The sequence below is a fragment of the Neisseria sp. HMSC065C04 genome (assembly GCF_001815375.1).
GTDB lineage: Bacteria > Pseudomonadota > Gammaproteobacteria > Burkholderiales > Neisseriaceae > Neisseria > Neisseria flavescens_D.
Genome location: NZ_KV820419.1, coordinates 171,249 through 196,213 on the forward strand (window position 1 = coordinate 171,249; position 24,965 = coordinate 196,213).

Annotated in this window: 29 protein-coding genes and 1 other RNA gene; 14 read left to right on the plus strand and 16 right to left on the minus strand. The window is 49.1% G+C overall.

From position 1 onward, the window contains the following. Positions 1–159: 159 nt before the first annotated feature. On the minus strand, positions 160–1,068 hold the full coding sequence (locus HMPREF3022_RS07555; protein ID WP_049333430.1) for a Dyp-type peroxidase: 909 nt from the start codon (positions 1,066–1,068) through the stop codon (positions 160–162). Positions 1,069–1,171: 103 nt separating this feature from the next. On the opposite strand from HMPREF3022_RS07555, the gene HMPREF3022_RS07560 reads away from it, so the two are divergent. Further along, positions 1,172–2,260, plus strand: a complete 1,089-nt coding sequence (locus HMPREF3022_RS07560; protein ID WP_049333428.1) for a metallophosphoesterase — start codon at positions 1,172–1,174, stop codon at positions 2,258–2,260. A gap of 142 nt (positions 2,261–2,402) precedes the next feature. Continuing rightward, on the plus strand, positions 2,403–2,993 hold the full coding sequence (locus HMPREF3022_RS07565; protein WP_070765397.1) for a LemA family protein: 591 nt from the start codon (positions 2,403–2,405) through the stop codon (positions 2,991–2,993). 107 nt (positions 2,994–3,100) lie between these two features. Here HMPREF3022_RS07565 and HMPREF3022_RS07570 read toward each other — a convergent pair whose 3' ends face one another. The 4 genes from HMPREF3022_RS07570 to HMPREF3022_RS07585 are packed head-to-tail and all read right to left on the minus strand — an operon-like array spanning position 3,101 to position 7,370. Continuing rightward, the gene (locus HMPREF3022_RS07570) at positions 3,101–4,213 is read right to left on the minus strand and encodes an SGNH/GDSL hydrolase family protein (RefSeq protein ID WP_049333424.1); all 1,113 of its coding nucleotides are present in this window, start codon (positions 4,211–4,213) and stop codon (positions 3,101–3,103) included. Further along, a complete protein-coding gene (gene patB / locus HMPREF3022_RS07575) occupies positions 4,210–5,238 on the minus strand; it encodes a peptidoglycan O-acetyltransferase PatB (RefSeq protein WP_049333422.1) in 1,029 nt (342 codons plus the stop codon). Before patB ends, HMPREF3022_RS07570 begins: the two co-directional genes overlap by 4 nt. A 10-nt stretch (positions 5,239–5,248) precedes the next feature. Next, positions 5,249–6,685, minus strand: coding sequence for an MBOAT family O-acyltransferase (locus HMPREF3022_RS07580; protein WP_049333419.1), 1,437 nt, complete (start codon positions 6,683–6,685; stop codon positions 5,249–5,251). Positions 6,686–6,731: 46 nt separating this feature from the next. After that, positions 6,732–7,370 (minus strand): DedA family protein, encoded by a 639-nt coding sequence (locus HMPREF3022_RS07585; protein ID WP_049333417.1) that lies wholly within the window; start codon positions 7,368–7,370, stop codon positions 6,732–6,734. Positions 7,371–7,599: 229 nt separating this feature from the next. Here HMPREF3022_RS07585 and hda point away from each other — a divergent pair, with 229 nt between their 5' ends. The 4 genes from hda (at position 7,600) to HMPREF3022_RS07605 (ending at position 10,250) form a co-directional block, all read left to right on the plus strand. Beyond that, entirely contained in the window at positions 7,600–8,268 is a 669-nt protein-coding gene (gene hda / locus HMPREF3022_RS07590; protein WP_049333414.1) for a DnaA regulatory inactivator Hda, read from the plus strand. Next, entirely contained in the window at positions 8,265–8,933 is a 669-nt protein-coding gene (locus tag HMPREF3022_RS07595) for a histidinol-phosphatase (RefSeq protein ID WP_003747163.1), read from the plus strand. Before hda ends, HMPREF3022_RS07595 begins: the two co-directional genes overlap by 4 nt. Before the next feature lie 59 nt (positions 8,934–8,992). Continuing rightward, on the plus strand, positions 8,993–9,307 hold the full coding sequence (locus tag HMPREF3022_RS07600; RefSeq protein ID WP_004519868.1) for a TonB family protein: 315 nt from the start codon (positions 8,993–8,995) through the stop codon (positions 9,305–9,307). Between the two features lie 157 nt (positions 9,308–9,464). Continuing rightward, a complete protein-coding gene (locus HMPREF3022_RS07605) occupies positions 9,465–10,250 on the plus strand; it encodes an endonuclease/exonuclease/phosphatase family protein (RefSeq protein ID WP_039862165.1) in 786 nt (261 codons plus the stop codon). 167 nt (positions 10,251–10,417) lie between these two features. On the opposite strand, the gene ssrA is transcribed toward HMPREF3022_RS07605, so the two are convergent. The 3 genes from ssrA to HMPREF3022_RS07620 form a co-directional block, all read right to left on the minus strand. After that, positions 10,418–10,780: a transfer-messenger RNA gene (ssrA, locus tag HMPREF3022_RS07610) on the minus strand. Positions 10,781–10,892: 112 nt separating this feature from the next. Beyond that, positions 10,893–12,107 (minus strand): pyridoxal phosphate-dependent aminotransferase, encoded by a 1,215-nt coding sequence (locus tag HMPREF3022_RS07615; RefSeq protein WP_049333412.1) that lies wholly within the window; start codon positions 12,105–12,107, stop codon positions 10,893–10,895. Between the two features lie 84 nt (positions 12,108–12,191). After that, a complete protein-coding gene (locus HMPREF3022_RS07620; RefSeq protein WP_049333410.1) occupies positions 12,192–12,407 on the minus strand; it encodes a tautomerase family protein in 216 nt (71 codons plus the stop codon). A 165-nt stretch (positions 12,408–12,572) separates the two neighbouring features. On the opposite strand from HMPREF3022_RS07620, the gene HMPREF3022_RS07625 reads away from it, so the two are divergent. Then, positions 12,573–13,172: an MlaC/ttg2D family ABC transporter substrate-binding protein gene (locus HMPREF3022_RS07625; protein WP_049333408.1), complete on the plus strand. Its 600-nt coding sequence runs from the start codon at positions 12,573–12,575 to the stop codon at positions 13,170–13,172. A gap of 63 nt (positions 13,173–13,235) precedes the next feature. Here the strand turns inward: HMPREF3022_RS07625 and efp are convergent, their stop codons facing one another. From efp to HMPREF3022_RS07640, 3 genes are read right to left on the minus strand one after another with little or no spacing between them, the layout of a single operon-like run. After that, positions 13,236–13,796 carry an elongation factor P gene (gene efp, locus HMPREF3022_RS07630; protein ID WP_049333406.1) on the minus strand — a complete coding sequence of 187 codons (561 nt, stop codon included), beginning with the start codon at positions 13,794–13,796 and terminating at the stop codon, positions 13,236–13,238. A gap of 42 nt (positions 13,797–13,838) precedes the next feature. Further along, positions 13,839–14,996, minus strand: coding sequence for an elongation factor P maturation arginine rhamnosyltransferase EarP (gene earP / locus HMPREF3022_RS07635; RefSeq protein ID WP_049333404.1), 1,158 nt, complete (start codon positions 14,994–14,996; stop codon positions 13,839–13,841). Between the two features lie 31 nt (positions 14,997–15,027). Next, positions 15,028–15,306, minus strand: coding sequence for a hypothetical protein (locus HMPREF3022_RS07640; RefSeq protein WP_049333402.1), 279 nt, complete (start codon positions 15,304–15,306; stop codon positions 15,028–15,030). A 102-nt stretch (positions 15,307–15,408) separates the two neighbouring features. Here HMPREF3022_RS07640 and nadE point away from each other — a divergent pair, with 102 nt between their 5' ends. Beyond that, entirely contained in the window at positions 15,409–16,197 is a 789-nt protein-coding gene (gene nadE, locus HMPREF3022_RS07645) for an NAD(+) synthase (protein ID WP_049333400.1), read from the plus strand. A 68-nt stretch (positions 16,198–16,265) separates the two neighbouring features. Here nadE and HMPREF3022_RS07650 read toward each other — a convergent pair whose 3' ends face one another. Then, the gene (locus HMPREF3022_RS07650; protein WP_003747144.1) at positions 16,266–16,466 is read right to left on the minus strand and encodes a protein MIGRI; all 201 of its coding nucleotides are present in this window, start codon (positions 16,464–16,466) and stop codon (positions 16,266–16,268) included. 116 nt (positions 16,467–16,582) lie between these two features. Between HMPREF3022_RS07650 and HMPREF3022_RS07655 the strand changes: the two genes are divergently transcribed. Both HMPREF3022_RS07655 and metW read left to right on the plus strand, forming a co-directional pair. Then, entirely contained in the window at positions 16,583–17,722 is a 1,140-nt protein-coding gene (locus tag HMPREF3022_RS07655; protein ID WP_004519859.1) for a homoserine O-succinyltransferase MetX, read from the plus strand. Beyond that, entirely contained in the window at positions 17,719–18,300 is a 582-nt protein-coding gene (gene metW / locus HMPREF3022_RS07660) for a methionine biosynthesis protein MetW (RefSeq protein WP_049333396.1), read from the plus strand. The genes HMPREF3022_RS07655 and metW overlap by 4 nt, the downstream gene beginning before the upstream one ends. Positions 18,301–18,394: 94 nt before the next feature. On the opposite strand, the gene HMPREF3022_RS07665 is transcribed toward metW, so the two are convergent. Both HMPREF3022_RS07665 and HMPREF3022_RS07670 read right to left on the minus strand, forming a co-directional pair. Continuing rightward, entirely contained in the window at positions 18,395–18,859 is a 465-nt protein-coding gene (locus tag HMPREF3022_RS07665; protein WP_049333460.1) for a low molecular weight protein-tyrosine-phosphatase, read from the minus strand. Positions 18,860–18,944: 85 nt separating this feature from the next. Then, positions 18,945–20,045 carry a conjugal transfer protein gene (locus tag HMPREF3022_RS07670; protein ID WP_070765398.1) on the minus strand — a complete coding sequence of 367 codons (1,101 nt, stop codon included), beginning with the start codon at positions 20,043–20,045 and terminating at the stop codon, positions 18,945–18,947. A 206-nt stretch (positions 20,046–20,251) separates the two neighbouring features. Here HMPREF3022_RS07670 and gloA point away from each other — a divergent pair, with 206 nt between their 5' ends. Next, positions 20,252–20,665 carry a lactoylglutathione lyase gene (gene gloA / locus HMPREF3022_RS07675; protein ID WP_049333394.1) on the plus strand — a complete coding sequence of 138 codons (414 nt, stop codon included), beginning with the start codon at positions 20,252–20,254 and terminating at the stop codon, positions 20,663–20,665. Between the two features lie 53 nt (positions 20,666–20,718). On the opposite strand, the gene HMPREF3022_RS07680 is transcribed toward gloA, so the two are convergent. After that, the gene (locus tag HMPREF3022_RS07680) at positions 20,719–21,468 is read right to left on the minus strand and encodes a lysophospholipid acyltransferase family protein (RefSeq protein WP_049333391.1); all 750 of its coding nucleotides are present in this window, start codon (positions 21,466–21,468) and stop codon (positions 20,719–20,721) included. A 56-nt stretch (positions 21,469–21,524) separates the two neighbouring features. Then, entirely contained in the window at positions 21,525–22,280 is a 756-nt protein-coding gene (locus tag HMPREF3022_RS07685) for a GNAT family N-acetyltransferase (RefSeq protein ID WP_049333389.1), read from the minus strand. Positions 22,281–22,457: 177 nt separating this feature from the next. Between HMPREF3022_RS07685 and HMPREF3022_RS07690 the strand changes: the two genes are divergently transcribed. The 3 genes from HMPREF3022_RS07690 (at position 22,458) to HMPREF3022_RS07700 (ending at position 24,929) form a co-directional block, all read left to right on the plus strand. Beyond that, the gene (locus HMPREF3022_RS07690; protein ID WP_049333388.1) at positions 22,458–23,390 is read left to right on the plus strand and encodes an AEC family transporter; all 933 of its coding nucleotides are present in this window, start codon (positions 22,458–22,460) and stop codon (positions 23,388–23,390) included. Positions 23,391–23,572: 182 nt separating this feature from the next. Beyond that, complete coding sequence (gene dnrN, locus HMPREF3022_RS07695; protein WP_004519850.1) at positions 23,573–24,046, plus strand: iron-sulfur cluster repair protein DnrN; 474 nt, start codon at positions 23,573–23,575, stop codon at positions 24,044–24,046. A gap of 157 nt (positions 24,047–24,203) precedes the next feature. Then, positions 24,204–24,929 carry a DUF8095 domain-containing protein gene (locus tag HMPREF3022_RS07700; RefSeq protein ID WP_049333386.1) on the plus strand — a complete coding sequence of 242 codons (726 nt, stop codon included), beginning with the start codon at positions 24,204–24,206 and terminating at the stop codon, positions 24,927–24,929. The last annotated feature ends 36 nt before the right edge of the window (positions 24,930–24,965 follow it).

Here is a 24,965-nt window from a genome sequence, read left to right on the forward strand (position 1 = left end):
CCGCTTGGGCGTATCGGTTTTTATCGTTGTCTGTAATCTGGGTTTATTAAGCAATGATAGGATAAATTTCTATGATAATACCATAAAAGTATTAAGGGAATTTAAATAACAAAAACCTGCCTTTTCAAAGGCAGGTTTTTTCAGACGGCCTGTGAGCCGTTAAAGATTTTGCAAACGCTCGACAGAAGGCGCGTAGTAGTAAGCACCTGATACGGCTTTAGACAAATATTTCAGCAGTAAGTCGGTTTTGCCGTCTGCATCGCCGAACATATTGAGCAGTTGAACTTCAATATTGTGCAGCGTGTTGCAATAGGAAGTGAACATCAAACCATGTTCGCCGCTGATTTTGCCGAAGGGCAGGCTGCGGCGGACAATTTTCAAGCCAACGCCGTTTTCTTTGACGTTGACGCGGCCGAGATGGGAGTCGGGCAGGCGTATATCTTTGCTGAATTCGTCATTGGCTTCTTTGCTGCGGCCAACGCTGGCTTCTTGTTCGGCAGTAGGAACGGCATCCCATTTTTTCAAATCGTGCAGGTATTTTTGCAGCAAAACATAGCTGCCGCCGGCATCAGGCTTGCCTTCGGGGATGATGGCAACATTGCGCACATTGTCATCGCCCTGCGGATTTTCCGTGCCATCGACAAAGCCGTCCAAGCCGCGGTCTTCATACAGGCGCAGGCCGTGTTCTTCAGTGGATACGCGGATGCTGTCGCCGAATGCGCTGAAAACAGATTGAGCCAAGGCATAAGCGGCTTTTTGCTCGGTGGCTTGAATGTGGATATAGAGGTCGTGTTGGGTGGAAGGGGCGAGGCCATTGCCCAATTCAGGGAAAGGTTTGATTTCTCTGCCTTCGTCAGTATGGCCGAACGATTGCCATGCGCGGCTGCCGAAGGCAATGGTCAAACCCAAAATATCATTCGGAAAACGGGTTTTTAATTTGGCCAGAGCCTCCAAAGAAAGACGGCAGGCAGATTTGATGTCTTCATTGCGGCCGTCTGAAATGTCTGCTTCGATAAAAATACCGGCTTGTGCGTGATCAGGAATAATAGCTGATTGAGGGTGGCTCATGATGATTCCTTTCAAAATATTATGGGTTTTTACGTGGGGGATTATACACTGAAAGTTTCAGACGGCCTAAAATCTGCCTTTTGATTTTTTAGGGCGGAAAGGCATGTTTGGCAAGATGTTTTTTGTGAGCGTCATTCTGTTACAAGTGTTTACATTCGGGCTTGGGCGTTCGCTGCAATGGCTGTTTGCGCCTTGGATTGGCAAAGTCGGCAGACGTTGGCTGATGGGTATTTCCTATTTCATTACAAACGGCTTGTTGATCGGCTTGCTGCTGGAGTTGGGGCATATGATGTTCCGCGTGGTGGCGTTTTGGATGGTGATCTTGCTGTTTGTGATGTATGCCGCGTTGGCGACATTTGTCCTGTATCTTTTGCTGCGCCGTTTTATGGCGCGCCAACCGCTTTCTCGAAGTCTGAGGCTGTTTGCGCCTTTGTTTGTGGCCGGTTTACTCGGTTTTGGGATGTATAACGCCTATACGCCCGTGGTCCGCCATCAGACTGTATTCATCAATAAGAAAATGGATAAGCCGCTGCGTATCGGTGTGGCCAGTGATTTGCACTTGGGGATTTTGTTCGGCGCACGTCAATTGGACAAGCTGACGGACATCATGAAGCGGGAAAAAGTCGACATGGTGTTGCTGCCGGGGGATTTGATGGACGATACCGTCGATGCATACCTGAAAGAAAACATGAAACCGCATTTGCAGAAGCTGACTGCGCCGATGGGCGTTTATGCCACTTTGGGCAATCATGACTGGTTCCGCGATCAGAAGCGCATCAAACATGAATTGGAAGCGGCAGGTTTGACGGTTTTGGCCAATCAGGTTTTGGAAGTGAATGGTGTGTTGCTGGTGGGGCGGAGCGATGATTTGGATCGTAAACGCCCCAGTGCGGAGCAGCTTTTAGAAGGTCAAAATACCCAATTACCGGTTTTATTGATGGACCACCGTCCTACTTCAATCGAAACCCATGCCCGGCTGCCGATTGATGTGCAGGTTTCCGGCCATGTCCACAACGGCCAAGTTGCACCCGCCAACCTTATCGTCCGTACGCTTTATCGTCTCGCTTATGGTTATGAAGCAATCGGCAACGGCCATTTCTTTACCACTTCAGGCTACGGCTTCTGGGGTATTCCCCTGCGTTTGGGTTCGCAATCAGAAGTGTGGGTGATTGACATCAAGTCAAAGCATTGAAATAAAAATATAAACTTCAGGCCGTCTGAATTTTAGACGGCCTTTTTTATGAAAATTGGGAAAAAATATTGAAATTGGATTATAATCGATGTTAATAAAATCAGCCACCGATATGAGTGGCATCATAACTAGGGAACTCACTATGGGCATTATTAGTCTTGCACTTATCTTCGTATCAATCGCCGCCGTCTTATTGTATTTCAAACAACAGTTGAAAGACCGCAAAAAAGACTGTCGCGAATCTTTTGTCTCTTTGCGCATTGCGCTCGACTGCCGACATCAGGCTGTCCGTCATGTATTGGATGCATACAGCAAACACCTGCAAGAGCAGGGTATTGCATCGGATCACAACGTTCAGCAGATGTGTGCCGAAGTCGAAACCGCATTGGTGCAAACTGCCAAAACATTTTCCGAATCCAAAATCAAACATCTGTGCGAAGCCGAAACAGCATTGAATCATGCGCTGAAAAAATTGCAAACTACCGTCAACGGCCTTTTGAAACAGTATCCTGATGAGCAATTGGCCGGTTTGATGGAAATGCTGGATGCTGCAGAAGCTGAAGTCGCATCGGCACGCCGTACTTACAACCGCAGAGCCGGAAGTTACAACCATCATTTAAACAAGCTGCCCAACCGTCTTGTCGCCAAGCCATTAGGCTTTGACAAGCAGGCAAGATTGGTTCGTTTTACGGAAAACCAAACGCAACGCATGAGCAGCAATATGTTGGCTTAAAAATAAGCAGTTTGCTGAATAAGCGATAAACAAAAGGCCGTCTGAAATATTAATTTCAGACGGCCTTTTGTGTGCTGTTAATGAAAAACACTTAGGCTTTGGCCAATTTATTGAGCAAAGCGGATTAGGCTGTCGGCAAGCTTATCGGCTGCAGTTTCGTAACCTTGTGCAGAGAAGTGAACGCCGTCTTTGGCTGCCAAGCCTTGAGCCATCCAGTTTTTCATGCTGCATGCGCCGCCCATCGCATCCTGCCAAGACCAGAACATGATTTTTTCGTCACGGGCAACACGTTGCTGCATTTGTTGTACTTCGCTGAGCAAGACAGGGCGGTTGCCGCAGCTGCCGTAGGCGGTTTTCAAAGATTCCGGAGCACCGAGGATCAGGATACCTGCGTTGGGCAGGGTGTTTTTGATTTGACGGATGTAATTGCGCCATGTCCGCTCGGTAGAGGAAATATCGAGGTTGCCGGAAAAGGCTTCATTGGTACCGTAGGCAAGGATGATTAAATCGGCTTTGGTTTGTGCCAAATCTTCCCACATACCCGGCCGCCATTTTGACCATTGGGATAACTGTGCGCCGTTGATGCCCATGGCGGAAACGGTTACGCCGCGTCCGGGGCGTTCGATATTAATGAAACCGATTTGCCAAGGCATGCTGCTGCTGAGGGTCATCGGCAGGGAGGCGTTGGTATGCAACAGTTGCCAGCCGTTTTGTTTGGCCGGGATTTCGCGGCCGTTGACAATCAGGGTTTGCTCGGACCAAACCGGTTTGCCAAAGATGGAGATTTGTTGCATATCCATGCTGCCGTCGGCTGCGCTTAAGGTAACGCTGCCGCCATCGGCGCGTGCTTCAATTCCGCCGAAAGAAAAATCGCTGTGTGATTTGCGGCTGCTGATGGTGTTCCAACCGCTGCCGTTGTAGCGGACGGTTGCCATACGTTGGCCCTTGACGGTGTTGGGATAAACCCAACCGATGCCGCCGTTGCCCCATTGTTGTTGCAAACGGCGACGAAGGCGGTCGGTGAAGTAGTCGCCGGCGGTGTGGGAGTCGCCGACTTGGATGATGCGGAATTTGCCGTCTGAAGTATGGTTGAGCTGTTGCAGCTTGTTCAGCCAGGCAGGGCGGTTGGAGCCATAGTTGCTTAACAGGCCGTCATTGGTTGCGTAGGCAGTAATAGGGAGTGCGAGAAGCGTGAGGAGTAAGGTTTTATTAAATTTCATGGTTGTGTATCGTGTGTAAAATTAATTTTTTCCATAATTTTTCCGGCCAGTAGTTTTTGGCCTTCTGCGGAAAAGTGAATGCCGTCCTTGCTGCGGTAACGGATGATTTTTCCGTTTACTTTGACAGAGTCGGCATATTCTTCTGCGCCGTTGCTCAACAGTTTGTCAGTCGGCAGCCAGATGGCTTGAGGCGACACCGTACCCGACAGGATTTTGTCGAGGTAGCGCATCTGTTCGTTGAGCTTGGCTTTTTTCATGTAAGGAATGCCCAGCCAAATGACTTGGACATCATGTGCGGAGGCTGCATCAAGAATACGGCGGACGCGGTTGAGGTATTCTGCCTCCCATTCGGGGGAGGCGAACTTCAGGTATTTTTTACCCATCGGGAAATCCCAAGGGTCGTTAGGGCCTAAGAATACAACCAAAACGCGGATGTCGGGTTCTTTTTGCAAAGTTTGTTCGATGGTTTTCGGCCAGTCGAAGAAATTGGGGTAGGACAAACCGGTGCTTTGTTTGCTGAGGTTGACCGATTGTACGCCATATTCTTGCTTGAGGTGTTTTTGTACGAAAGGTGCAACGCCCTGCATCAGCGAGTCGCCGGCAAAGAAAACTTTGTTGCCTTTTTTCAATACAACCTGCGTTGCAGACTGATCAGCCTGATTGCTTGGCTCGCTGGCGGCGGTATTTGTATTGTTAGTCGCATCAGAAGCGGCAGAGCCTTTTTGATTGTCCGATGTTTCAATGTTTTCCGTATTTTCAGAAGGCCCTGTTGTTTCAATGCCAGAGTCTTCTGAAGCCAAAGCGTCTCCTGCTTCCAGTGAAGCTTTCAGGCCGTCTGAAAATTCGTAAGCTTTTTGTTGCCAATCCGCACCGATACGCCACCAAGCGTACTCGGATAAAGGCTCAAGCGGACTGTTCTCATGATAGGTCTGCTGCCAATAGGCATTGATGGAGTTTTGGGCAAACCACGTCAGCGCAACCGCACTGAGCAGAATCGAAACAAACAGGGAGATAAAGCGTTTCATGTTCTGCTCCTTAGAAGTTGGCGTAAATAAAGCCGGGAATGCCGGACGGGGCAAAGACGATAATCAGGGCGAGGATAAGCGTGATGGGAATAAACCACAGCCATGCAGGCAGTTTGTCCAAGCCTTTTACCGATGCTTCAAATGAGCGAAGCAAATACGGGTACAGCAAAAGCATCATCGCAAATGCACCCAGCAACATAAGGTCGGTCGGCAGAGGCGCATTCCAGCCTTTGTCATTGGCAAATAATGCGCTGAACAGCATTTCCGTATCGGCAAGCGTTGCGCTGTTGAACACGACAAACGCGAAACAAACGAAATGGAAGGTAAACAGCCAGGCGAGTGGTTTGCCGATTTTCAGACGGCCTAAGGCATTGCGGCCGACGATTTTATCGCCGCAGTTAAGGAACACTAAAGCCGCACCGTGCAGCGCGCCCCAAATCAAAAAGCTCCAGCCGTAGCCATGCCAAATGCCGGAAAGTAACATGGCAATCATCAGATTGAGCTGAGTGCGTCCGAAGCCTTTTTTGCTGCCGCCCAAAGGAATATAGATATAGTCGCGAATCCAAGTGGACAGGCTGATGTGCCATCTGTCCCAGAAGTCTCGGATGTTGATGGCGCGAAGCGGCGCGGCAAAGTTTTTCGGCAGCTGGAAGCCGAGCAGCATGGCCAAGCCGATGACCAAATCCGAGTAGCCGGAAAAGTCGAAAAAGAGTTGGAAGGTATAGCCATAAATCGCAGACAGGACGCCCCAGCCGTCGAACTGGGCCGGATTTTCAAAAACAGGCGATACCCAGCCTTCCGCCAATACGCCGGCAAGCCACCACTTTTTGGCAATGCCCAACACAATCAGACCGACTGCTAAAGCCGGATAAATCAGTTGGCGTGCCTGTTTGGTGCGGATTTGCGCCAATGCGCCTGCTTGTTCGCCGTCTATGCTTTTAAAAGCGGCCGCACGGATAATCGGGCCGGATGTGATGGTGGGGAAGAAGCTCAGATGCAGTAGGAGCTCGTGCCATTCAAAACGGTCTCCTTTAGGCTCGCGGTAACAATACACCAAGTAAGCCAGCGATTGGAAAGTGTAATAAGACAAGCCCAAAGGCAAAAGGATGTCGATGACGGCGCTTTGCCCCGTATATTGTTGGATAATCGGGCGGAAAAAGTCGAAATATTTGAAGAAACACAAAACAGTCAATGCCGCCGAAATACCGCAACCCAGCCAAAATTTGCGGATATTCTCGTTTTCAGAAAACATCAGCACGCTGACCAGGTAAACCACAGACGAGTAAACCAAAATCAGCGCGGCAAAGATAGGGTCAATACGGTAAAGCCAGCCCAGTCCGGCAACCAAAAGTAAAACGTTTTGAACTTGCGGCAAACGTGCAAATGCCCAGTACAGCGGCAAAAATACGATAAAGAATACCGCAAACTCAATAGACAGCAACGGCATGACAATTCCTTGATGTGTTTAAACTTTCAAACTTTTCGATTGATTGTTATTTTTTGGCGTTAAGTTTGGCACGGACGACTTCGACTACCGCAGGTAAAATCGAAATCACGATGATTGCCGCCATAACTAAGCCCAGATTGTTTTTTACGACGGGGATATTGGCGAAGAAGTAGCCTGCATAGGAAAACGACAATACCCACAACACCGCGCCGATAATGTTGTAACGGATAAACGTGCCGTAGTGCATATCGCCCATACCTGCGACAAATGGCGCAAACGTCCGCACAATCGGTACAAAGCGTGCAATGATGATGGTTTTGCCGCCGTGTTTTTCATAGAACGCATGGGTTTTTTCCAAATACGAACGGCGGAAAATTTTGGAATCAGGATTGGCAAACAGTTTTTGTCCAAAATACTTGCCGATCATAAAATTGGCCGCATCGCCTAAAATAGCGGCTGCTAAGAGCAGCAATACCATGACGTGGATGTTCATGCCGCCGATGGCCGCAATACCGCCGGCGGCAAACAGCAGCGAGTCGCCGGGTAAAAATGGCGTTACGACCAAACCGGTTTCGCAGAAAATCACAACAAACAAAATCGCGTAAATCCACGGACCGTATTGGGCGGAGAGGTGGACAAGGTGTTGGTCGATATGGAGGATGAAATCGATAATGGTAGAAATCACTAGGGTTCCCAAATAAAAAGGCCGTCTGAAAAAGAACAGACAAATGTTTCGGCGAGAAGTTCGACATTGTAAAACCAAAGCGGAATAAAACCAATGCCGTGAGCGCGTCAAGATATGTTTAGAAGTGCAGATATGTTGCAGGTATAGGTTTCAGACGGCCTTTATCCTTGATGGTGAACCGCAAAACAACGTAAAATAAAGCCGATTTCAACCTAACCGGTGCGCCTTTGTGAACCAGCTCATCTTCGATTTTGCCAGCCATGATTATCCCGGCTTCGACAAATTTCTGGGAACAGAAAATGCCGAGCTGGTGTATGTGTTGCAGCACAAGCATGGGCAATTTATCTATGTTTGGGGCGAAGAGGGCGCAGGCAAAAGCCATCTCTTGCAGGCATGGGTCGCCCAGGCGCTCGATGCCGGACGAAATGCCCTCTATATTGACGCCGCTGCCACGCCTCTGACAGAAGCCGCGCTGGATGCGGAATATCTCGCCATTGACCAAATCGAAAAGCTTAATAATGAAGAACAGGCTTTACTGTTTGCCATCTTCAACCGCTTCCGCAACAGCGGCAAAGGCTTTTTGCTTTTGAGTTCCGAATATACGCCGCAGCAGCTCGTTATCCGCGAAGATCTGCGCACACGCATGGCGTATTGCCTGGTTTACGAAGTCAAACCGTTGACCGACCAAGAAAAAATCGATGCGCTTGTCAGCATGGCGGCCGCCCGTCAGGTAACCATCGATCCGGAAATCTTCGAATACCTGCTGAACCATTGGCAGCGCGATATGGACAGCCTGATGCAAATGCTCGATACCCTCGACAACTACGCCGTTATGATGGGCAAGCGCATTACTTTGCCGCTTTTGCGCCAGCTTTTAAAACAACAGGAAACCCAATGAAAAACCTTGCCATTTTCGACCTCGACAATACCTTGATCAATACCGATTCGGATCACTCTTGGCCGCAATACCTGATTAAAAAAGGCATAGTCGATGCGGCCGAAACCGAGGCGCAAAATGAAAAGTTTTACCAAGACTATCAAAACGGTTGTCTTGATATTGATGCCTTCCTCAAATTCCATCTCGCGCCTTTAGCCCGTTTCAGCAAGGAGGAATTGGCTGAGTTTCATCGCGAGTTTATGGCCGAATATATTGTTCCGTATATTTCCCCGATGCAGCGTATGCTGGTGCAAAGCCATCAAATGGCGGGCGATGAAATGTTGGTTATTTCTTCGACCAACGAATTCATCATTACCCCGATCTGCCATCTTTTCGGTATTCACAACGTTATTGGTACGCAGCTTGAAACCGGCGAAGACGGCCGATATACCGGCAACTATGTCGGTACGCCCAGCCTGAAGGAAGGCAAAATTACCCGATTGAACCAATGGCTTGCCGAGCGCGGCGAGACCTTTGAAAGCTACGGTAAGGTTTATTTTTACAGCGACTCCAAAAACGATTTGCCGTTGCTGCGTATCGTGGACGAACCTGTCGCCGTCAATCCGGATGCCGAGCTGGAAAAAGAAGCCAAAGCAAAAGGTTGGCCGATTTTGAATTTTAAATAACGACGAATCAGGCTGTCTGAAATATTTAACCTAACCACAACCCTAATAAGGACTAAAACATGAAAACGACTAAACTCCTCGCCTCAGCCCTGTTGTTTGCCGCTGTATTCGGTACTGCTCAAGCAGCCGATACCGAAACTTTGGAAGCCATGAAAGCGCAAAACGGCAGCGTTAAAACCGTTTTGATGGATGTCTTCACAACACCTGCCGGCGATGTTGACCGCGTAAATATCATTCAATCCAGCGGCAATCCTGAAATGGACGAACGCGCAGTGAAAAGCGTTTCCAAATATCCTTATCCGAAACGCAAAACCGCATCTAAATACCAACATACCGTTACTTTTGAGACCAATGTTGAAGTAATTAACAACTGATTCGGACGCAAGGCCGTCTGAAAAACAGAAGGCGTTTTGATTGGGAAATTCTCTGTCAAAACGCCGTTTTATTTTTTAAACAAGTATAACCAAAATTGCCGTAAAACCACACGCTCCGGTGCTATACTAAAACAAATAAACCGCTTCATCACACATCATGTCTCCCCGTCCAGTTACCATTACTTCCTACAATATGCACAAAGGCATGTCTGCGCTCAACCGCAAAGTGCAAGTCAACCGCATGGCTGACGCGCTGGGTGCATTGGGTTCGGATGTTTTGTTTTTACAAGAAGTCCAAGGACAACATCTCAACAGAAGCCGCCGTACCGACTTTCCCGATGCACCGCATTACGACATCATCGGCGACAGCCTCGATTATCATCGCAGCTACGGCAAAAATGCCGTCTATCCCAAACGACACCACGGCAACGCCATTCTCAGCCGCCTGCCGCTGAAAACGGAAAACAACCTCAACATCAGCGTTAATAAACTCGAACAACGCGGCCTGTTGCATTGTGAGGTCGTACCCGAAGGTTGGGAAGATCCGCTGGTGTGTCTGTGCGTCCACCTCAATCTGCGCGAGCCAGACCGCCTCAAACAATACCGAGCCATCAGCGACTACGTTGGCCGGTACATTCGTCCGGAAAGCCCTTTGATTATTGCCGGCGATTTTAATGACTGGCGGCAGAAATCAGCGCGTGAGCTGGGCAGTGCATTAGATTTGAACGAAGTATTTGTCGATAATACAGGCAAACGCCCCAAAACCTTCCCTTCGCGCCTGCCCATCCTCAGCCTCGACCGCATTTATACGCGCAATCTTGATGTCATCGATTCTGAAATTCACAACAGTAAAGACTGGCAACATTTGTCAGATCATCTGCCATTGAGTGTAACGGTTAGGCCGCATCGTAAAATGAATATGAAATCAGATAGAAAAATGTAAGGCTGAAATTTTTTAAAGCAAAGTACTATTGGCAATGTATCGAAAGAAAAAGTTTTTTCACTCAGATATTTGAGACAAAAACAGGCCGTCTTAAAAGTTTCAGACGGCCTGTTTAAGTTTATAAAAAAGCGCAAACCTTTTTAAATCAAAAATTTGCGCTTCAAATCTGGTGGAGGCGGGGGGAATCGAACCCCCGTCCGAAAGTCCTCTACAGAGCGTTCTACATACTTAGTTGTGTCTATTTAGAATCTCGTCCTCATCATGCCGACCAACAGGCCTTCAGAGAACCAGTTACCTTAAATCTCGTTTCCTGCCAAGTAACCCGACAGAAAACCAGTCAATGTAGAATGACGTTGCGGTAGCTTGCGCTACACAGCCCATTGACCAACTGCTGCAACGGCAGGCCTTAAGCGGCCAGTGCGTAAGTTTCGTCGTTTGCGACTATTTAAATTCAGTGTTTAACGGGAAATCTGAGACCCCGGTATGCCCGCATCTGCTTTGCAACCCCCGTCGAAACCAAGATCGCCCCCAGATAGGAAAGGTCGATTATACGCATGTCAGCAGGCTTTGCCAAGTTGCTGTTTGATTAAAAAGGCCGTTTGAACAGCGGTTTGCTTTTTCAGACGGCCTCTTTGTTTAGGTTTATTGATGGTAGTTTTGCAAGAAGCGTTTGAGTTTGTCCATGGCTTCTTCGATTTGATGAACGGGCGGCAGGGTAACGATACGGAAGTGGTCGGGGCGTATCCAGTTGAAGCCTGTGCCTTGGACGAACAAGACTTTTTCACGTACGAGTAAGTCGTAGATGAATTTCATGTCGTCATGGATGCTGTACATTTCGGTATCGATTTTGGGGAACATATACAATGCGCCCATGGGTTTGACGCAGGATATGCCCGGAATCTGGTTGACCAGTTCCCATGCTTTGTTGCGTTGCTCGAGCAGGCGGCCGCCGGGGAGGAGGAATTCGTTGATGCTTTGGTATCCGCCTAAGGCCGTCTGAATGGCGTGTTGCATGGGTGTGGTGGCACAAAGGCGCATAGACGAGAGCATGTCCAAGCCTTCGATATAGCCTTTTGCATGATGTTTCGGGCCGTTGAGAACCATCCAGCCTTGACGGAAACCGGCTACGCGGTAGGCTTTGGAGAGGCCGTTAAACGTAATGGTCAGCAAGTCGGGAGCAAGGGCGGCGATATGGTGGTGTACGGCGTCGTCGTAGAGGATTTTGTCGTAAATTTCGTCGGCAAAAATAATCAGGCCGTGTTTACGCGCCAGTTCGGCGATTTCGAGCAGGACTTCTTTGCTGTACACCGCGCCTGTCGGGTTGTTGGGGTTGATGACGACGATGGCTTTGGTTTTAGGCGTAATTTTGGCTTCCATATCGGCTAGGTTGGGAAACCAGTTGTTTTCTTCGTCGCATAGATAATGGCGGACGGTACCGCCTGCCAGTGTTGCGGCGGCGGTCCACAGTGGATAATCAGGCGCAGGAATCAGGATTTCATCGCCGTCGTTAAGTAATGCCTGCATGGACATGGTAATCAGCTCGGACACGCCGTTGCCGATGTAAACGTCGTTGACGGTAACGTCGAGCAGTCCTTTGGTTTGGTAATAGTGAACGATGGCTTTGCGTGCGGAGTAAAGGCCTTTGGAGTCGCAATAGCCTTGTGAAGTCGGCAGGTTGCGGATGACGTCAACCAAGATTTCATCAGGCGCTTCAAAGCCGAACGGAGCCGGATTGCCGATATTGAGCTTGAGGATTTTGTTGCCTTCCTCTTCCAGTTGCAGGGCTTTTTTGTGAACTGGGCCGCGAATGTCGTAGCAAACGTGGTCCAGTTTTGATGATTTGGGGAATTTCTCCATGATGTGTGTTCCGTAAAATTGTTAACAATGGGATAAATGTACTCTTTTTGTGGGTAAATTAAAAGGGTTTCAGACGACCGAGGCTTACTTATTGCGTGCTTCGGCACGGCGAACCGTCACGCTTTTACCGCCTATGCCCCAGTTGTCCATATCGATTTCGTCGATGACGACGACGGTCGTCTCGGGATTTTTGTTGAGAACGCGTGAGAGTAATTCGGTTACTCCGCGAATTAATTCGGCTTTTTGCTCCGCGCTCGGGGCTTCATTGCCGCCGGTTACTTTGATGTTGACGTAGGGCATGGCTTCCTCCTTTGAAAATAGCGTTTATATGTTATCTTATTTTTATCGGGCCGTCTGAAATTTGATTGCAGGATTTTTCATTGCTCATGACTGCTTTTACAAAGAATTAAGTTTTTTGGAATAGATTGTTTTTACAATGCGGTTTTATTTTGGATGGATATCGTCATGAACCGTTTTCTTCAGACTTTGATTGTGGCCGCACCGATGGTAATTGCCGCGCCTTATGTGGCGGCGGAAACGCATCCGGCACAAAAGCAGATGCAGCAGAATATTGATGCTGTGTTGAAAATTGCACGCAATACGTCTTTGACAGAAGCGCAACGTGTGAAACAGGTTGAGCAGTATGCCAACCGTTATCTGGATTATGAACGTATTTCGGCTTTGGCTGTCGGCGCGCCATGGCGTGAATTTTCTGCCAAACAGAAAATCGATTTTATCCGTGCATTCAAAGATATGGTGATTGCGATGTACTCGCATTCTGCACTGATTGGTGCGGCGGATGCGAATGTGCGCCTGTTGCCGAAGATGACGGCAAACGGCAATAAGTTTGACGTTTTCTCGGAAATTCAGACCAAAAAAGGCACTAAGTATGAAGTGGCCTACCAGCTTTACCAAAGCGGCGGTGCGTATAAGATTTACAACATCCGCGTGGACGGTACCAGCTTGGTAACGGTATACCGCAACCAATTTGGCGAGCTGATTAAGAGCAAAGGCATTGACGGTACGATTGCGACTGTCGAAGCCAAGGGCTTGAAGAAACAATAAGGCAGATTGAGAAAAAGGCCGTCTGAAACAGGTTTCAGACGGCCTTTTTGTGTTACGGGCTGATTAAGCACGTTTGCGGAATTCGCCGGTACGGGTATCGATTTCGACTTTGTCGCCGTTTTCGATGTAAGACATCACTTGGATTTCTGTGCCGCCGACCAGACGTGCGGTTTTCATCACTTTACCGGAGGTATCGCCTTTAACGGCAGGCTCGGTGTATTCAACTTCGCGAACGATGATGGTAGGCAATTCTACGGAGATTGGGTTACCTTCGTAGAAAGTTACTTCACATTGGTCTTCCATGCCGTCAACGATGAATTTCAACGCGTCGCCGATGTTGTCGGCTTCGATTTCGTATTGGTTGAATTCTTCGTCCATGAAGACGTACATTGGGTCGGCAAAGTAGCTGTAAGTACAGTTTTTGCGGGCCAAGATTACGACGTCGAATTTGTCGTCGGCTTTGTAAATGCTTTCAGAAGCGGCGCCGGTCAGCAGGTTTTTCAGTTTCATGCTGACTTTGGCAGAAGAGCGACCACCTTTGATGTATTCGGTTTTTTGAACAACCATAGGGTCATTGCCAACCATGAATACGTTGCCGGCGCGCAGTTCTTGTGCTGTTTTCATTGTAGTTTTCCAATCAAATCGGTTGTAATAAAACGCACTATTTTAGCGTATTTTTTTGTGCTTTGAAATAAAGGCGGCAAGTTTTTCGACGGCACTTTTTTGGGCAAAAAGTCCGTCCCGCCATTTTGCCGCGCTTTGGCGCCATTCGTTTTGGTGTGCCGTCAGGGTTTGCCATGCTTGCAGGCGCTGGCTGTCGCTGAGTGCTTCGCCGTTGTTGAGTTCGTCGGAAAGGCGACGGTGTGCCGTGGCGACAACATCCGGATAAACCTGATGCGCTTTGTCCCAAAACGCGTGCAGCTTGTCGAGATGGATATTTTCTTCTTGCGGATAGATGTGCCAAAAGAAGGGTTTACCGGCAAGCTGGGCGCGAACAAAGCTGTCTTCGCCACGTATGACGGCACCGTCGGCAAGGTTGAGCAGTTTATCGAAATCCTGTTGGGGGACAAAAGGGATTTTGATCAGGGTAATGTGTTCGCTCTGATACATATCGCCTTCTTCAAGCAGGGTATTTTGCGGCACTAGGCCGCTGTTTTTCAGGCTGGCGATGATTTGCGTACCCGCAAGCAGCAGGGTAATAGGTTGGCCGGCCTGTTGCCACATAGTCAGCCATTTTGCCCAAATATCGCTTTGATAGCCGAAAAGCAGCCACTCGGATGCATTTTTTGCGGGAAGTTTGAGTTGTCGGCGTAAGGCTTCCGTATCAAATCCGGCAGATTCGGCGTAATCGCGTTCGCGCAGCAGGCCGCCGCTTTTTTCGCTGAAACCCATAAACCAAAAGTATTTCTGTATGCCGCCAGCTTGAGGCGAGGGCATTAAGTGCAGCCTCTCGTTGCTGTCTTCCGCGCTGAGGTATTCCCAGTTGAGCCAAAGCGGTCGGTGTTGGCGGATGATGGATTGAACGTTGTCGGGCAGTTCGCAGGCGAAGGTCTCGATGACGATGTCGGGGGTAGGGGCTGTATCGGTATCTTCGGCATGATTGGCTTGCCAGGCGTGAATGCCGATGCCTTGATGGATATTGGGAATCGAGGCCAAATCAGGGCAGAGTGCCTGAAGGGATGGGAAATCGTCTGTCCACAAATGCACTTGCCAGCCGAGCTCGCGTTGCAAAACACGCGCCAGCCGCCATGAAACGCCGATGTCGCCGAAGTTGTCGATGACGTTGCAAAAAATCCAGCAGGTATAAGGTGGGGGAGTGTTCATGGGAAAATATACCCAAGGCCGTCTGAAAACATCAGAATGCGCCGAAATAATGGAACAAATAAACAATCAGCAAAATAATCGGGATAAACATCCATATGCTTTGCCGTTTCAATTCGGGCTCTTGTTTGAGGTGGTGTTTGATGACGTCAAAGAGGATGAATTTGAATAGAAATGTGGCTTCGCAGGCAAGGATGATGCCGTTGATGAGGTGTTGCGTTTTGTCTTCGGGCGGGTTGAGGGCAAACCACAAAAGGGTGGCGAGCGGAATCAGGCAGACAACGAGCCAGCGCAGAAGGATGGGTTTGGACATGGTGTGCGTGCAAGAAATAAAAGGAACATTATACCCTGTCGTCTTTCAGACAAGTGCAAATCAGGCTATCATTCGTTTTATTTGAAGCGAACATTTATCCCTATGCAAACCCAAGCCATCATCCGCCATATCGTTCAATGGCTCAAAGATTACGCCGAGCAGGCGCGTGCCAAAGGTTTTGTCGTCGGCGTATCCGGCGGCATCGATTCTGCTGTGGTTTCCACACTTGCCGCGCAAACCGGTTTGTCGGTTTTGTTGTTGGAAATGCCGATTCGTCAGAAATCCGACCAAGTCAACCGCGCTCAAGAACACATGGGTCGTCTGAAACAGCGTTATCCCAATGTAAAAGCGCAAAGCGTTGATTTGACCCCGGCGTTCGATACGTTTGCCGATACCGTTGACGTCAGCGAAACCGAATTTCCCAATAAACAGCTGGCACTGGCCAATGCACGCAGCCGCCTTCGCATGACGACGCTTTATTATTACGGCCAGCTGCATGGTTTGCTGGTGGCGGGGACAGGCAACAAAATTGAAGATTTCGGCGTCGGTTTCTTCACCAAATACGGCGACGGCGGCGTGGACATCAGCCCGATTGCCGATTTGACCAAAACTCAAGTGTACGCGCTAGCAGCCGAACTGGACGTATCGGAAGACATTCAAAAAGCCGTACCGACGGACGGACTTTGGGATACCGAACGTACCGATGAAGAACAAATGGGCGCATCTTATCCTGAACTCGAATGGGCGATGAGCGTGTATAGCAGCCACAAGCCTGAAGATTTTGAGGGCAGACAGCGCGAAGTTTTGGCAATCTATACCCGATTGCACAAAGCCATGCAGCACAAAGTCAATCCGATTCCGGTTTGCAAGATTCCGGAAGAATTGTTTTAAGTTTGAATATCAAAAGGCCGTCTGAAAACGCTGGATTAAGGTTTTCAGACGGCCTTTTATATTTTATTTCAATAAGAATTGGGAATATGCTTAAAAAACAGCATCATCAGATACCAAAACAGCGTAGCCGCCGCCGCGCCCAGCAATACCCACGCGCTGATTTTGGCGATTTCCCGAATAGTGCGCTTTTGTTGGCGGCTGAACAAACGGTTCACAATCAATGCCGCTATGGCGCAAAAGAAAAAAAATCGCAAAAGCCTGCCAATCATTCCACATTCTCCCAAAAATATTGCCTTTAATCAGGGCAGGCCGTCTGAAGCCTCATGCACAAAACAAAAACGAAACGTTATAATACCCCTTTTGCCGCTTCACTTGGAAATTACAAATGACAACAAATGCCTCAGTGGGCATTGTAACGCCCCAGAAAATCCCGTTTGACACACCGCTTGCTCTGGAAAACGGCAAAACCTTACCCCGTTTCGACCTGATGATTGAAACCTACGGCACACTCAATGCCGACAAAAGCAATGCCGTCCTTATCTGCCACGCCCTGTCAGGCAATCATCACGTTGCCGGCAAGCACAGTGCGGAGGATAAATACGCCGGTTGGTGGGACAATATGGTCGGTCCCGGCAAACCCATCGATACCGAACGCTTTTTTGTTGTCGGTTTGAACAACTTGGGCGGCTGCGACGGTAGTACCGGCCCTTTGTCCGAAAATCCTGAAACCGGCCACGAATATGGCGCGGATTTTCCGGTTGTAACCGTCAAAGACTGGGTGAAATCCCAATCCATGCTTGCCGATTATCTCGGTATTCAAAAATGGGCGGCCATTGTCGGTGGCAGTTTGGGCGGCATGCAGGCATTGCAATGGACGATTTCTTTGCCTGAACGCGTTGCTCATGCGCTCGTCATCGCTTCTGCGCCTAAACTTTCCACTCAAAACATCGCGTTTAACGATGTTGCCCGCCAGGCGATTTTGACCGATCCCGATTTCCACGAAGGCAATTACCGCAGCCATCATACCGTTCCTTCACGCGGTTTGCGTATCGCGCGCATGATGGGGCACATCACCTATCTTGCCGAAGACGGCTTGGGTAAAAAATTCGGTCGCGATTTGAAATCAGACGGCTATCAATACGGCTACGGCGTTGAATTTGAAGTGGAGTCTTATCTGCGTTATCAGGGCGACAAGTTTGTCGGCCGCTTTGATGCCAATACTTATCTGCTGATGACTAAGGCACTCGACTACTTCGACCCGGCCGCTGATTACGGCCACAACCTCACGCGCGCCGTAGAGAATGTGCAGGCCAAGTTTTTTGTTGCCAGCTTCAGCACCGACTGGCGCTTCTCGCCGCAACGTTCGCATGAATTGGTCAAGGCATTAATCGCCGCGCAAAAATCTGTGCAGTACATTGAAGTCAAATCCAATCACGGCCACGATGCTTTCTTGATGGAAGACGAAGCCTATATCCGCGCGGTTGCCGCTTATATGAACAACGTTTACAAGGACTGCCAAAAATGAATCTGCGCGACGATTTGCAACTCATTTACGATTGGATACCCGAAGGCAGCCGCGTACTCGATTTAGGCTGCGGCGACGGCGAGCTGTTGGCTGCGTTGGTGGAACATAAAAATTGCACCGGCTACGGCGTTGAAATCGATACCGACAGCGTGATTGCCGCCATATCCCGTGGCGTGAATGTCATTCAGGCCGACTTGGAAGAGGGTTTGACGGCTTTTGGCGATCAAAGCTTTGATGTGATTGTCTTGAGCCAAACCATTCAAGCCATGCAGAACACGGAAAAAATCCTGCGCTGCCTGATGCGCGTGGCCAAACAGGCTATTGTCAGCTTCCCTAACTTCGGCTACTGGCGCAACCGCTTTCAAATCGCCGTTGGCGGCCATATGCCGGTTTCCGAGCGCATGCCGTATCATTGGTACGATACGCCCAATATTCATTGGTGTACCCTCAAAGACTTTGATTTGCTGTGTGCCAAAAACAAAATCCGCGTGCTTGAGCGTGCGGTCATGACGGGCAACCGACAGGTTAAACATCTGCCGAATTTATTGGGCAGCCTGGCGTTTTATCGTGTAGGTTGATTGCGGTAATCAATAAAGGCCGTCTGAACAGGTCATAACGAAAGCATAGCTTTTGAGATACCTGTTCAGACGGCCTTTTATTGTTCAAGCAGATTTAAGCCTGTTTCAGTTTTTCCAACAAGGCCAAACTGCCGGCATCGACCAGACGGTAGGTTTCGTCAAAGTCGCCTGTGTACCACGGATCAGGAACGTGGTTGTAACCTGAATCGGGGATAAGGTCGGTCAGTTTGAAGATTTTGCCGGGGTGGAAACCGAGCTGTTTTTCGGTTTCTCTGAGGTTGTTGTCGTCCATCACGATGATGTAGTCGAAATGTTCGGCATCGCTGGGTTTGATTTTGCTGCTGGTAAAGCCTGACGGGTCGATGCCGTGTTGTTTGAGTACACGGCGCGTGCCTTCGTGCATGTCTTCTCCGTCGTGCCAGCCTGATGTGCCTGCGCTGGCTGTAATGACGGCATTGCCCATGCCTGCTTCGCGGGCGCGGTGGCGCAGGACGTATTCGGCCATGGGGGAGCGGCAGATGTTGCCGAGGCAGACGAAAAGGATTTTGTGGGTTTTCATGTTTGTGAAAATGAGCGGTAAGGTTTGAAAATCAATGCAACACGCTAAACCGTTTTCAGACGGCCTTGCGTGTTGCATTTTCAATTTAGTTTACATTGCTGAAGAAAGGATTATGGCCTTCCAGTTTCAACGCTTGGGCATAAGTAGGGATGTTCTCGTTTTCGCCCAGTGGGTTGTGCAGCAGGTAGAGGTGCTCGATTCGGCATTCTGCCATCAGGTCGAGGAAGTTTTGCTGAACGATGGCGATATTGTCGGTTGAGGCCAGCTCCCAAGTGAAGGTCTGCGGAACGATTTCAAACGCGCTGTCGGTCGCGTTGAAGCTAAACTGGAGCTTACCGTCCGCTTTCGCTGCGACAACAACGCCGACGCGCGGGCTTTGCATACGGATGGCGCGGATGGCGTTGGTGGCAAAAACGTCCATGGCCATGCGTTGGCGGGTGTGGCTGCCGTCGGTAAGCGCGTCAAGCGGCGTATTGGGTGAGAGCGGGTTGGTAAAGAGGGTAACGCCGTCAAGGGCGAGATGCTCTTGCCAAACCTGCATCAATGGCAGGCCTGCCTGTTGCAGGTTGAGACCCAAGGCCGTCTGAATGTCTTTATTGCCGTAGCCCAGCGCGTAAACAACATGGACGGATTGACCTTCGGGCAGCGTCAATGGTTTGTATTCGAATTTTTGCAGGAATGCTCCTGCCGCTTCATCGTTTTGCTTGGCTTGGAACCACTCGCCCGGGGTAACGCTGCTCAAATCGGTCGATTGGACGAGGTAGGGCAGCCATTGCGTGTTTTGCGTGAGGGTGCGCAGGTTGGGGTAGTTTTGCAGGCAGGCGAAGAGGGCTTCGGTAGGCAGTGTGAGTGGCAGGGTTTGTTCTTTTTTACAACCGGCGACCAAAACGACAGGCAGGGCAAACCATTGGGCTTCGTTATCGTTTTCTGCCTTCAGGACTTCGCCTACGCTTTGAATCAGGCTGGTGTAAGTGCCGACATCGGGCGCCATGGTCATTGCCAATGAAAGGTTGATGTAATGGTTTTGGCTGAGCATGGTGCGGATTTCGGTTTGCAGTTGGCCGGCTGAAAGCTTGCGTGATGCGGAGGAGGAGTTGTGCGCCAGCTGATAGGCATTGAGCAGAAGGTAGTTTTTGATAGGGCTCTGCGGATAAGGGCGGGTATCTGGAAGAACAAAGGTTTTCATGACGGTTTGAAGTGTTGTGTTGTAATTGTGGCGATTATAGCAATTTAGTCAGTCGGTGTGCTTGTTAATACATGAAATTCAAATGGCGATAGAGGATACGCTTCATTTCTACACGGTGTATGTATCGGCATTTTCTAAGTTGGGGAGGGTAAATGCCCGATGTGTTATAATCCATGACTAAACATAATTCAGAAAGGAACAAAATCATGCGCTTGCTTCATACTATGCTGCGTGTCGGCAATCTCGAACGCTCTTTGGAGTTCTATCAAAACGTATTGAACATGCAACTGCTGCGCCGCCGCGATTATCCTGAAGGCCGTTTTACTTTGGCTTTTGTCGGTTATGGCGATGAAGCGGACCATACTGTTTTGGAACTGACCCACAACTGGGATACCGAGTCTTACGATTTGGGCGATGCTTACGGCCATATCGCGATTGAAGTCGATGATGCTTATGCGGCGTGCGAACGTGTCAAAGAAATGGGCGGTAAAGTGGTACGCGAAGCCGGTCCGATGAAACACGGCACGACTGTGATTGCGTTTGTCGAAGATCCGGATGGCTACAAAATTGAATTTATTCAAAAGAAAAGCGGTAGCGATTCGGTGCAATATTCATCTTAAGACATAAGATAATGGAAAAGGCCGTCTGAACATTCAGACGGCCTTTTGTTTGATCAGCCCAACTGTTTTTGCTTTTCGCTCAACAGGGCGTGTACTTGAAGCGCGGTAGCGTAGCGGTCTTCTCCTGCTTCAATCGGATCGAGGAAATGCAGTTCGACTGTACTGGAAGGCTGGCTGATGACCATGCAGATGGACTGCCAGAGGCTGATGTCGCCGTAGTAAGCAGTGTGCGGGTTGGGGCTGCTGCCGTCCGGATTCGGATAGCGGCAGAGTGCCGGAATAATCGGTACGCCTGCATCATAGGCCGTCTGAAAAAAGCTGGGTTTGAACGGCAGGATTTCACGGCCTTCGGTACTGGTTCCTTCGGGGAAAATGGTGACGGTATCGCCGTTTTTCAGTGCTTCGGTTACGCCTGCGATTTTGGCGGAATTGCCTTTGATGCCGCGGTTACGCGAGACGTAAACCGTTTGAGCCTGTGTGGCGAGATAACCGACCACTGGCCATTTGGCCACATCGTCTTTAGCCACAAAACGGCCGGGAAATGCGCCGTTGACCGCCATAATGTCCAACCATGAAATATGGTTACTGATAAGCATCTGGCCGCGGCCTTCTTGCGGCAGCGTGCCGAAAGTTTGCAGTTTCATGCCGCAGGAAGCGAGCACGCGCAGCGACCATAATTGGATCGCGCGCAGTTTGCGTTTGCTGCTGTAAAAGGGAAACAGAAAAAACATTTCGGCCATGCCGTACAAAAGGCAGCCGGCAATACAGAAAAGACGGAAGATAAAACGGATTTTGGCGGTCATTGTGTGTGTTTTTATAAAGATTAGGCAGGCCGTCTGAAGTTTCAGACTGCCTTTTATTATGAATCGGTTTTAGGGGCAAAACGCTGCAGGTAGCGGTCGGAAAGGTGGTTGATGTCCATCATGATCAGCACATCCGCGCAGTTGAATGCTTCATCGACGCAAGGCTCGCCGCAGAACCACGCGCCTGCTTTGAGATAGCCTTTGATCAGGGCGGGTACAGGCGGATTTTCAGACGGCGTGATGCTGTCCCATTTGAGCGGGTTGAGCGGTTTGACACACCATTGTGCCGGGGCGAGGTATTTGTCTTTCAAAGCATGATACAGGCCGGCCGCATCGTTGCCGCCGTCGCGCATTTCGATACTGCCGCAACCAATCATAAAGCGCAGGTTTTCGTCTTTCATGAATTTGACCAAACCGGTCCACAACAGCATGACCAAGCCGCCGTTGCGGTAGTCCGGGTGGGTACAGGCGCGGCCGAGTTCGACAGTTTGCGGTAGGATGTCTTTCAAAGGCTCAAGGTCGAATTCATGCTCGCTGTACCAGCCGCCGACTTTTTTTGCGGTTTCTTCGGTAATCAGGCGGTAGCAGCCGATTACCTCGCCGGTTGCATCGTCAAAGGCGAGCAGGTGGTGGCAATACTCATCATAAGGATCGACATCACGGCCGTCATCACTTTCTATTTCCGCCCCCAGTTCTTGGGCAAAAACCTGATAGCGCAATCTTTGGGCGGCTTCGATTTCAGCTTGGGTTTCTGCAAGGCGTACGCTCAGGCCGATTTTTGGGCCCGTTTGATTGAAACGGCTAGGGGACATGATGTTTCCTGTTTGAAGAAAATGGCTGATTATAGCGGATATACGGACAGATTTATATTGATTTGCTTTGCGGTAGGGCAAATTATGTCGGGTTGTTGGAAAAAGGCTTCAGGCCGTCTGAATTTGGCATGCCAAGCGGTACAAGCGTAAAATTAGCGTTTTTACCGCTTTTTTATTATGGAAACCTCTTTCCTGCTTGCCGGAAAAATTACCGAGCTGACGTTGATTGTTTTGATGGGCGTGGCCTTGGTGAAGGCCGGACTGTTGAAATCTGAAAACAGCTACACGCTCTCGGTCATTGCACTTTACCTGATCAGCCCGTCCGTCATGATTCATGCTTTTCAGATGGACAATGCGCCGCAGATTATCGAAGGGCTGAAGCTTTCCGTCATGCTGGCGGTGTTTTTCCATGTGGTGTTGATTGTTTTGGGCAGGTTGTTTAAGCACTTGTTCAAACTCGATGCGCTCGAACACGCGGCAACGGTGTACAGCAATTCGGGCAACCTGATTATCCCTTTGGTGATGTCGGTATTTGGGGCGGAATGGGTGATTTACACCAGCGGTTTTATCATGGTGCAGACGTTTTTATTTTGGACGCATCTGCGCCTGTTGATTTGCGGCCGAGGCAATGTGGCTTGGAAAACCATTTTTACCAATATCAACATTTTATCCATGTTGGTCGGGCTGATGATGTTTGCCTTTCAAATCAAGCTGCCGCACATTGTCGATAATACTTTGGCGACGGTGGGCGGTATGATTGGCCCGGTTGCCATGTTGGTGGCAGGCATGCTTTTGGCTTCTTTGCCGCTGCGTTCGATTGTGTGGACGCCGAGGCTTTATCTCGTTGCTTTTTTAAGGTTGATTTTAATTCCGGTATTATTGCTTTTTGCCGTCAAAGTCTGCGGTTTTGCCCATCATGATGCGCATGCGGATACGGTTGTTTTGATCAGCTTTTTGGCAACGACTTCGCCTGCCGCCGCGACAGTTACCCAAATGGCGGTTGTTTACGGCAAAAATGCCCAAAAAGCCAGCGCGATTTATGGGCTGACGACCTTGCTTTGTGTGGTGACCATGCCGGTAATGATTGCGTTATATCGTTGGATTATTTAAGAAAAGGGTAGGCTGTCTGAAACGTTAGCCTTATGTTTCAGGTGGCCTGTTTGTTATTTTAAATTTGAAAATAACTTTTATTATCAATTAATTAAGCAATTAAAAAACTATACAAAGCCGTTTGCAGCGTGTATCCTTATGTCTAACATTCATCCAATATCAATCTTTAAAGGAACACAGCCATGACCGACTTTACCGTTTGGGAAACCGCACCTTTCAATTCCACCATTGACCATATTTTGCAGCGTTACCACAATGTCCACCGCGCCCAGTTTGAAGAGTTGGTTCCGCTGGCGCAAAAAGTGGCGCAGGTTCATGCTGATACTTTCCCTGCCGAAGTTCCTGATTTGTTGGCCTATATGCAAAACGAGCTGTTGATGCACATGATGAAAGAGGAGCGCATGTTGTTCCCGATGATTAATCAGGGCGTGGGTCGTGGCGCGGCAATGCCCATCAGCGTGATGATGCATGAGCATGAAGAACACGACCAAGCCATCGCGCGTCTGGAAGAATTGACCAACAATTTTGAGCTTCCCGAAGGCGCTTGCGGCAGCTGGACCCGTTTGTATACTTTGGCCAAAGAGATGGTGGATGATTTGAAAGACCATATCCATTTGGAAAATGAGATTTTGTTCCACCGCGTTTTGGCTTCTTAAAATTTGAGCTTAATCAAGGCCGTCTGAATGTTCAGACGGCCTGTTCTTTAATCCCTTGCTAATTTAGTGCAATGGTTCTAAAATTTTAATAAAGAAACAAAATTAGGCAGTAAAGGCACACATCCGTTCTTTTGTTTACTTGAGAAGGAGTTTATGAATGAAACATTCTAAAGTTTTACTATCGGGTATTCTGTTTGTTGCTCTGACTGCGTGCGCCCAAACGACGGACGGCAGCTGGAGTGCCTTGCAGGATACGAAAACAGGCGTGCAGTCGCGGCCTTATTATGAATTTGGCAATGTGGTTCAGAAGATTTCTTTTAAGAAAACCGGCAATCCGGAAAATGGTTTGAAAAAGCCTGTCTTGACTGTGTATCGTCAGGGCAAGCTGTTGGGCGAAGCATATAATTTGGAAGCCTCTCATGGCAGCCCCTTGTTGCCCACCCTGTTTTTGGTAAACGGCAAGTCATTAAATATCAATGACGGCAACGATAGAGAACTGTTGGCTTCTGCGAAGAGAATCGATTTTTACGATTTCGGCCACGGCCGTATCGGCCATGCAGTCTTTACCGCGCCTAACGGCATCTGTCAGGATATGAAACACGGCAAAGGCGTTTCCTACAAGCTGGTTACCAACTATGTTAATTTTCCGGATTATCCTTCACCTGAAAATATCTTGATTATTACTGCGCAAGGCAAATATGAGCAAGACGGGTTTATATTGGATTCCACTGAGTCAAGAGTGACCAGTGCCAATAAAGAGTTTGCCAGAAAATATGGCGAAGCCCTGAAATCTAAGAATGGCCCTGAGACCAGACAGGTGAATATGGCTAATGCAGCCAGTGCGGAAAAAGGCAGGCTGTTGGCTGATTATGTATGTAGGTGATGAAATCAAAGGCCGTCTGAAATTCAGACGGCCTTT

What these genes read in the sequence shown, in the direction of transcription:
- HMPREF3022_RS07555 (WP_049333430.1), bottom strand. Translation starts at nt 1,068, where the DNA reads ATGAGCCACCCTCAATCAGCTATTATTCCTGATCACGCACAAGCCGGT.
- HMPREF3022_RS07560 (WP_049333428.1), top strand. Translation starts at nt 1,172, where the DNA reads ATGTTTGGCAAGATGTTTTTTGTGAGCGTCATTCTGTTACAAGTGTTT.
- HMPREF3022_RS07565 (WP_070765397.1), top strand. Translation starts at nt 2,403, where the DNA reads ATGGGCATTATTAGTCTTGCACTTATCTTCGTATCAATCGCCGCCGTC.
- HMPREF3022_RS07570 (WP_049333424.1), bottom strand. Translation starts at nt 4,213, where the DNA reads ATGAAATTTAATAAAACCTTACTCCTCACGCTTCTCGCACTCCCTATT.
- patB (WP_049333422.1), bottom strand. Translation starts at nt 5,238, where the DNA reads ATGAAACGCTTTATCTCCCTGTTTGTTTCGATTCTGCTCAGTGCGGTT.
- HMPREF3022_RS07580 (WP_049333419.1), bottom strand. Translation starts at nt 6,685, where the DNA reads ATGCCGTTGCTGTCTATTGAGTTTGCGGTATTCTTTATCGTATTTTTG.
- HMPREF3022_RS07595 (WP_003747163.1), top strand. Translation starts at nt 8,265, where the DNA reads ATGAAAAACCTTGCCATTTTCGACCTCGACAATACCTTGATCAATACC.
- HMPREF3022_RS07600 (WP_004519868.1), top strand. Translation starts at nt 8,993, where the DNA reads ATGAAAACGACTAAACTCCTCGCCTCAGCCCTGTTGTTTGCCGCTGTA.
- HMPREF3022_RS07605 (WP_039862165.1), top strand. Translation starts at nt 9,465, where the DNA reads ATGTCTCCCCGTCCAGTTACCATTACTTCCTACAATATGCACAAAGGC.
- HMPREF3022_RS07615 (WP_049333412.1), bottom strand. Translation starts at nt 12,107, where the DNA reads ATGGAGAAATTCCCCAAATCATCAAAACTGGACCACGTTTGCTACGAC.
- HMPREF3022_RS07620 (WP_049333410.1), bottom strand. Translation starts at nt 12,407, where the DNA reads ATGCCCTACGTCAACATCAAAGTAACCGGCGGCAATGAAGCCCCGAGC.
- HMPREF3022_RS07625 (WP_049333408.1), top strand. Translation starts at nt 12,573, where the DNA reads ATGAACCGTTTTCTTCAGACTTTGATTGTGGCCGCACCGATGGTAATT.
- efp (WP_049333406.1), bottom strand. Translation starts at nt 13,796, where the DNA reads ATGAAAACAGCACAAGAACTGCGCGCCGGCAACGTATTCATGGTTGGC.
- earP (WP_049333404.1), bottom strand. Translation starts at nt 14,996, where the DNA reads ATGAACACTCCCCCACCTTATACCTGCTGGATTTTTTGCAACGTCATC.
- HMPREF3022_RS07640 (WP_049333402.1), bottom strand. Translation starts at nt 15,306, where the DNA reads ATGTCCAAACCCATCCTTCTGCGCTGGCTCGTTGTCTGCCTGATTCCG.
- nadE (WP_049333400.1), top strand. Translation starts at nt 15,409, where the DNA reads ATGCAAACCCAAGCCATCATCCGCCATATCGTTCAATGGCTCAAAGAT.
- HMPREF3022_RS07650 (WP_003747144.1), bottom strand. Translation starts at nt 16,466, where the DNA reads ATGATTGGCAGGCTTTTGCGATTTTTTTTCTTTTGCGCCATAGCGGCA.
- HMPREF3022_RS07655 (WP_004519859.1), top strand. Translation starts at nt 16,583, where the DNA reads ATGACAACAAATGCCTCAGTGGGCATTGTAACGCCCCAGAAAATCCCG.
- metW (WP_049333396.1), top strand. Translation starts at nt 17,719, where the DNA reads ATGAATCTGCGCGACGATTTGCAACTCATTTACGATTGGATACCCGAA.
- HMPREF3022_RS07665 (WP_049333460.1), bottom strand. Translation starts at nt 18,859, where the DNA reads ATGAAAACCCACAAAATCCTTTTCGTCTGCCTCGGCAACATCTGCCGC.
- HMPREF3022_RS07670 (WP_070765398.1), bottom strand. Translation starts at nt 20,045, where the DNA reads ATGAAAACCTTTGTTCTTCCAGATACCCGCCCTTATCCGCAGAGCCCT.
- gloA (WP_049333394.1), top strand. Translation starts at nt 20,252, where the DNA reads ATGCGCTTGCTTCATACTATGCTGCGTGTCGGCAATCTCGAACGCTCT.
- HMPREF3022_RS07680 (WP_049333391.1), bottom strand. Translation starts at nt 21,468, where the DNA reads ATGACCGCCAAAATCCGTTTTATCTTCCGTCTTTTCTGTATTGCCGGC.
- HMPREF3022_RS07685 (WP_049333389.1), bottom strand. Translation starts at nt 22,280, where the DNA reads ATGTCCCCTAGCCGTTTCAATCAAACGGGCCCAAAAATCGGCCTGAGC.
- HMPREF3022_RS07690 (WP_049333388.1), top strand. Translation starts at nt 22,458, where the DNA reads ATGGAAACCTCTTTCCTGCTTGCCGGAAAAATTACCGAGCTGACGTTG.
- dnrN (WP_004519850.1), top strand. Translation starts at nt 23,573, where the DNA reads ATGACCGACTTTACCGTTTGGGAAACCGCACCTTTCAATTCCACCATT.
- HMPREF3022_RS07700 (WP_049333386.1), top strand. Translation starts at nt 24,204, where the DNA reads ATGAAACATTCTAAAGTTTTACTATCGGGTATTCTGTTTGTTGCTCTG.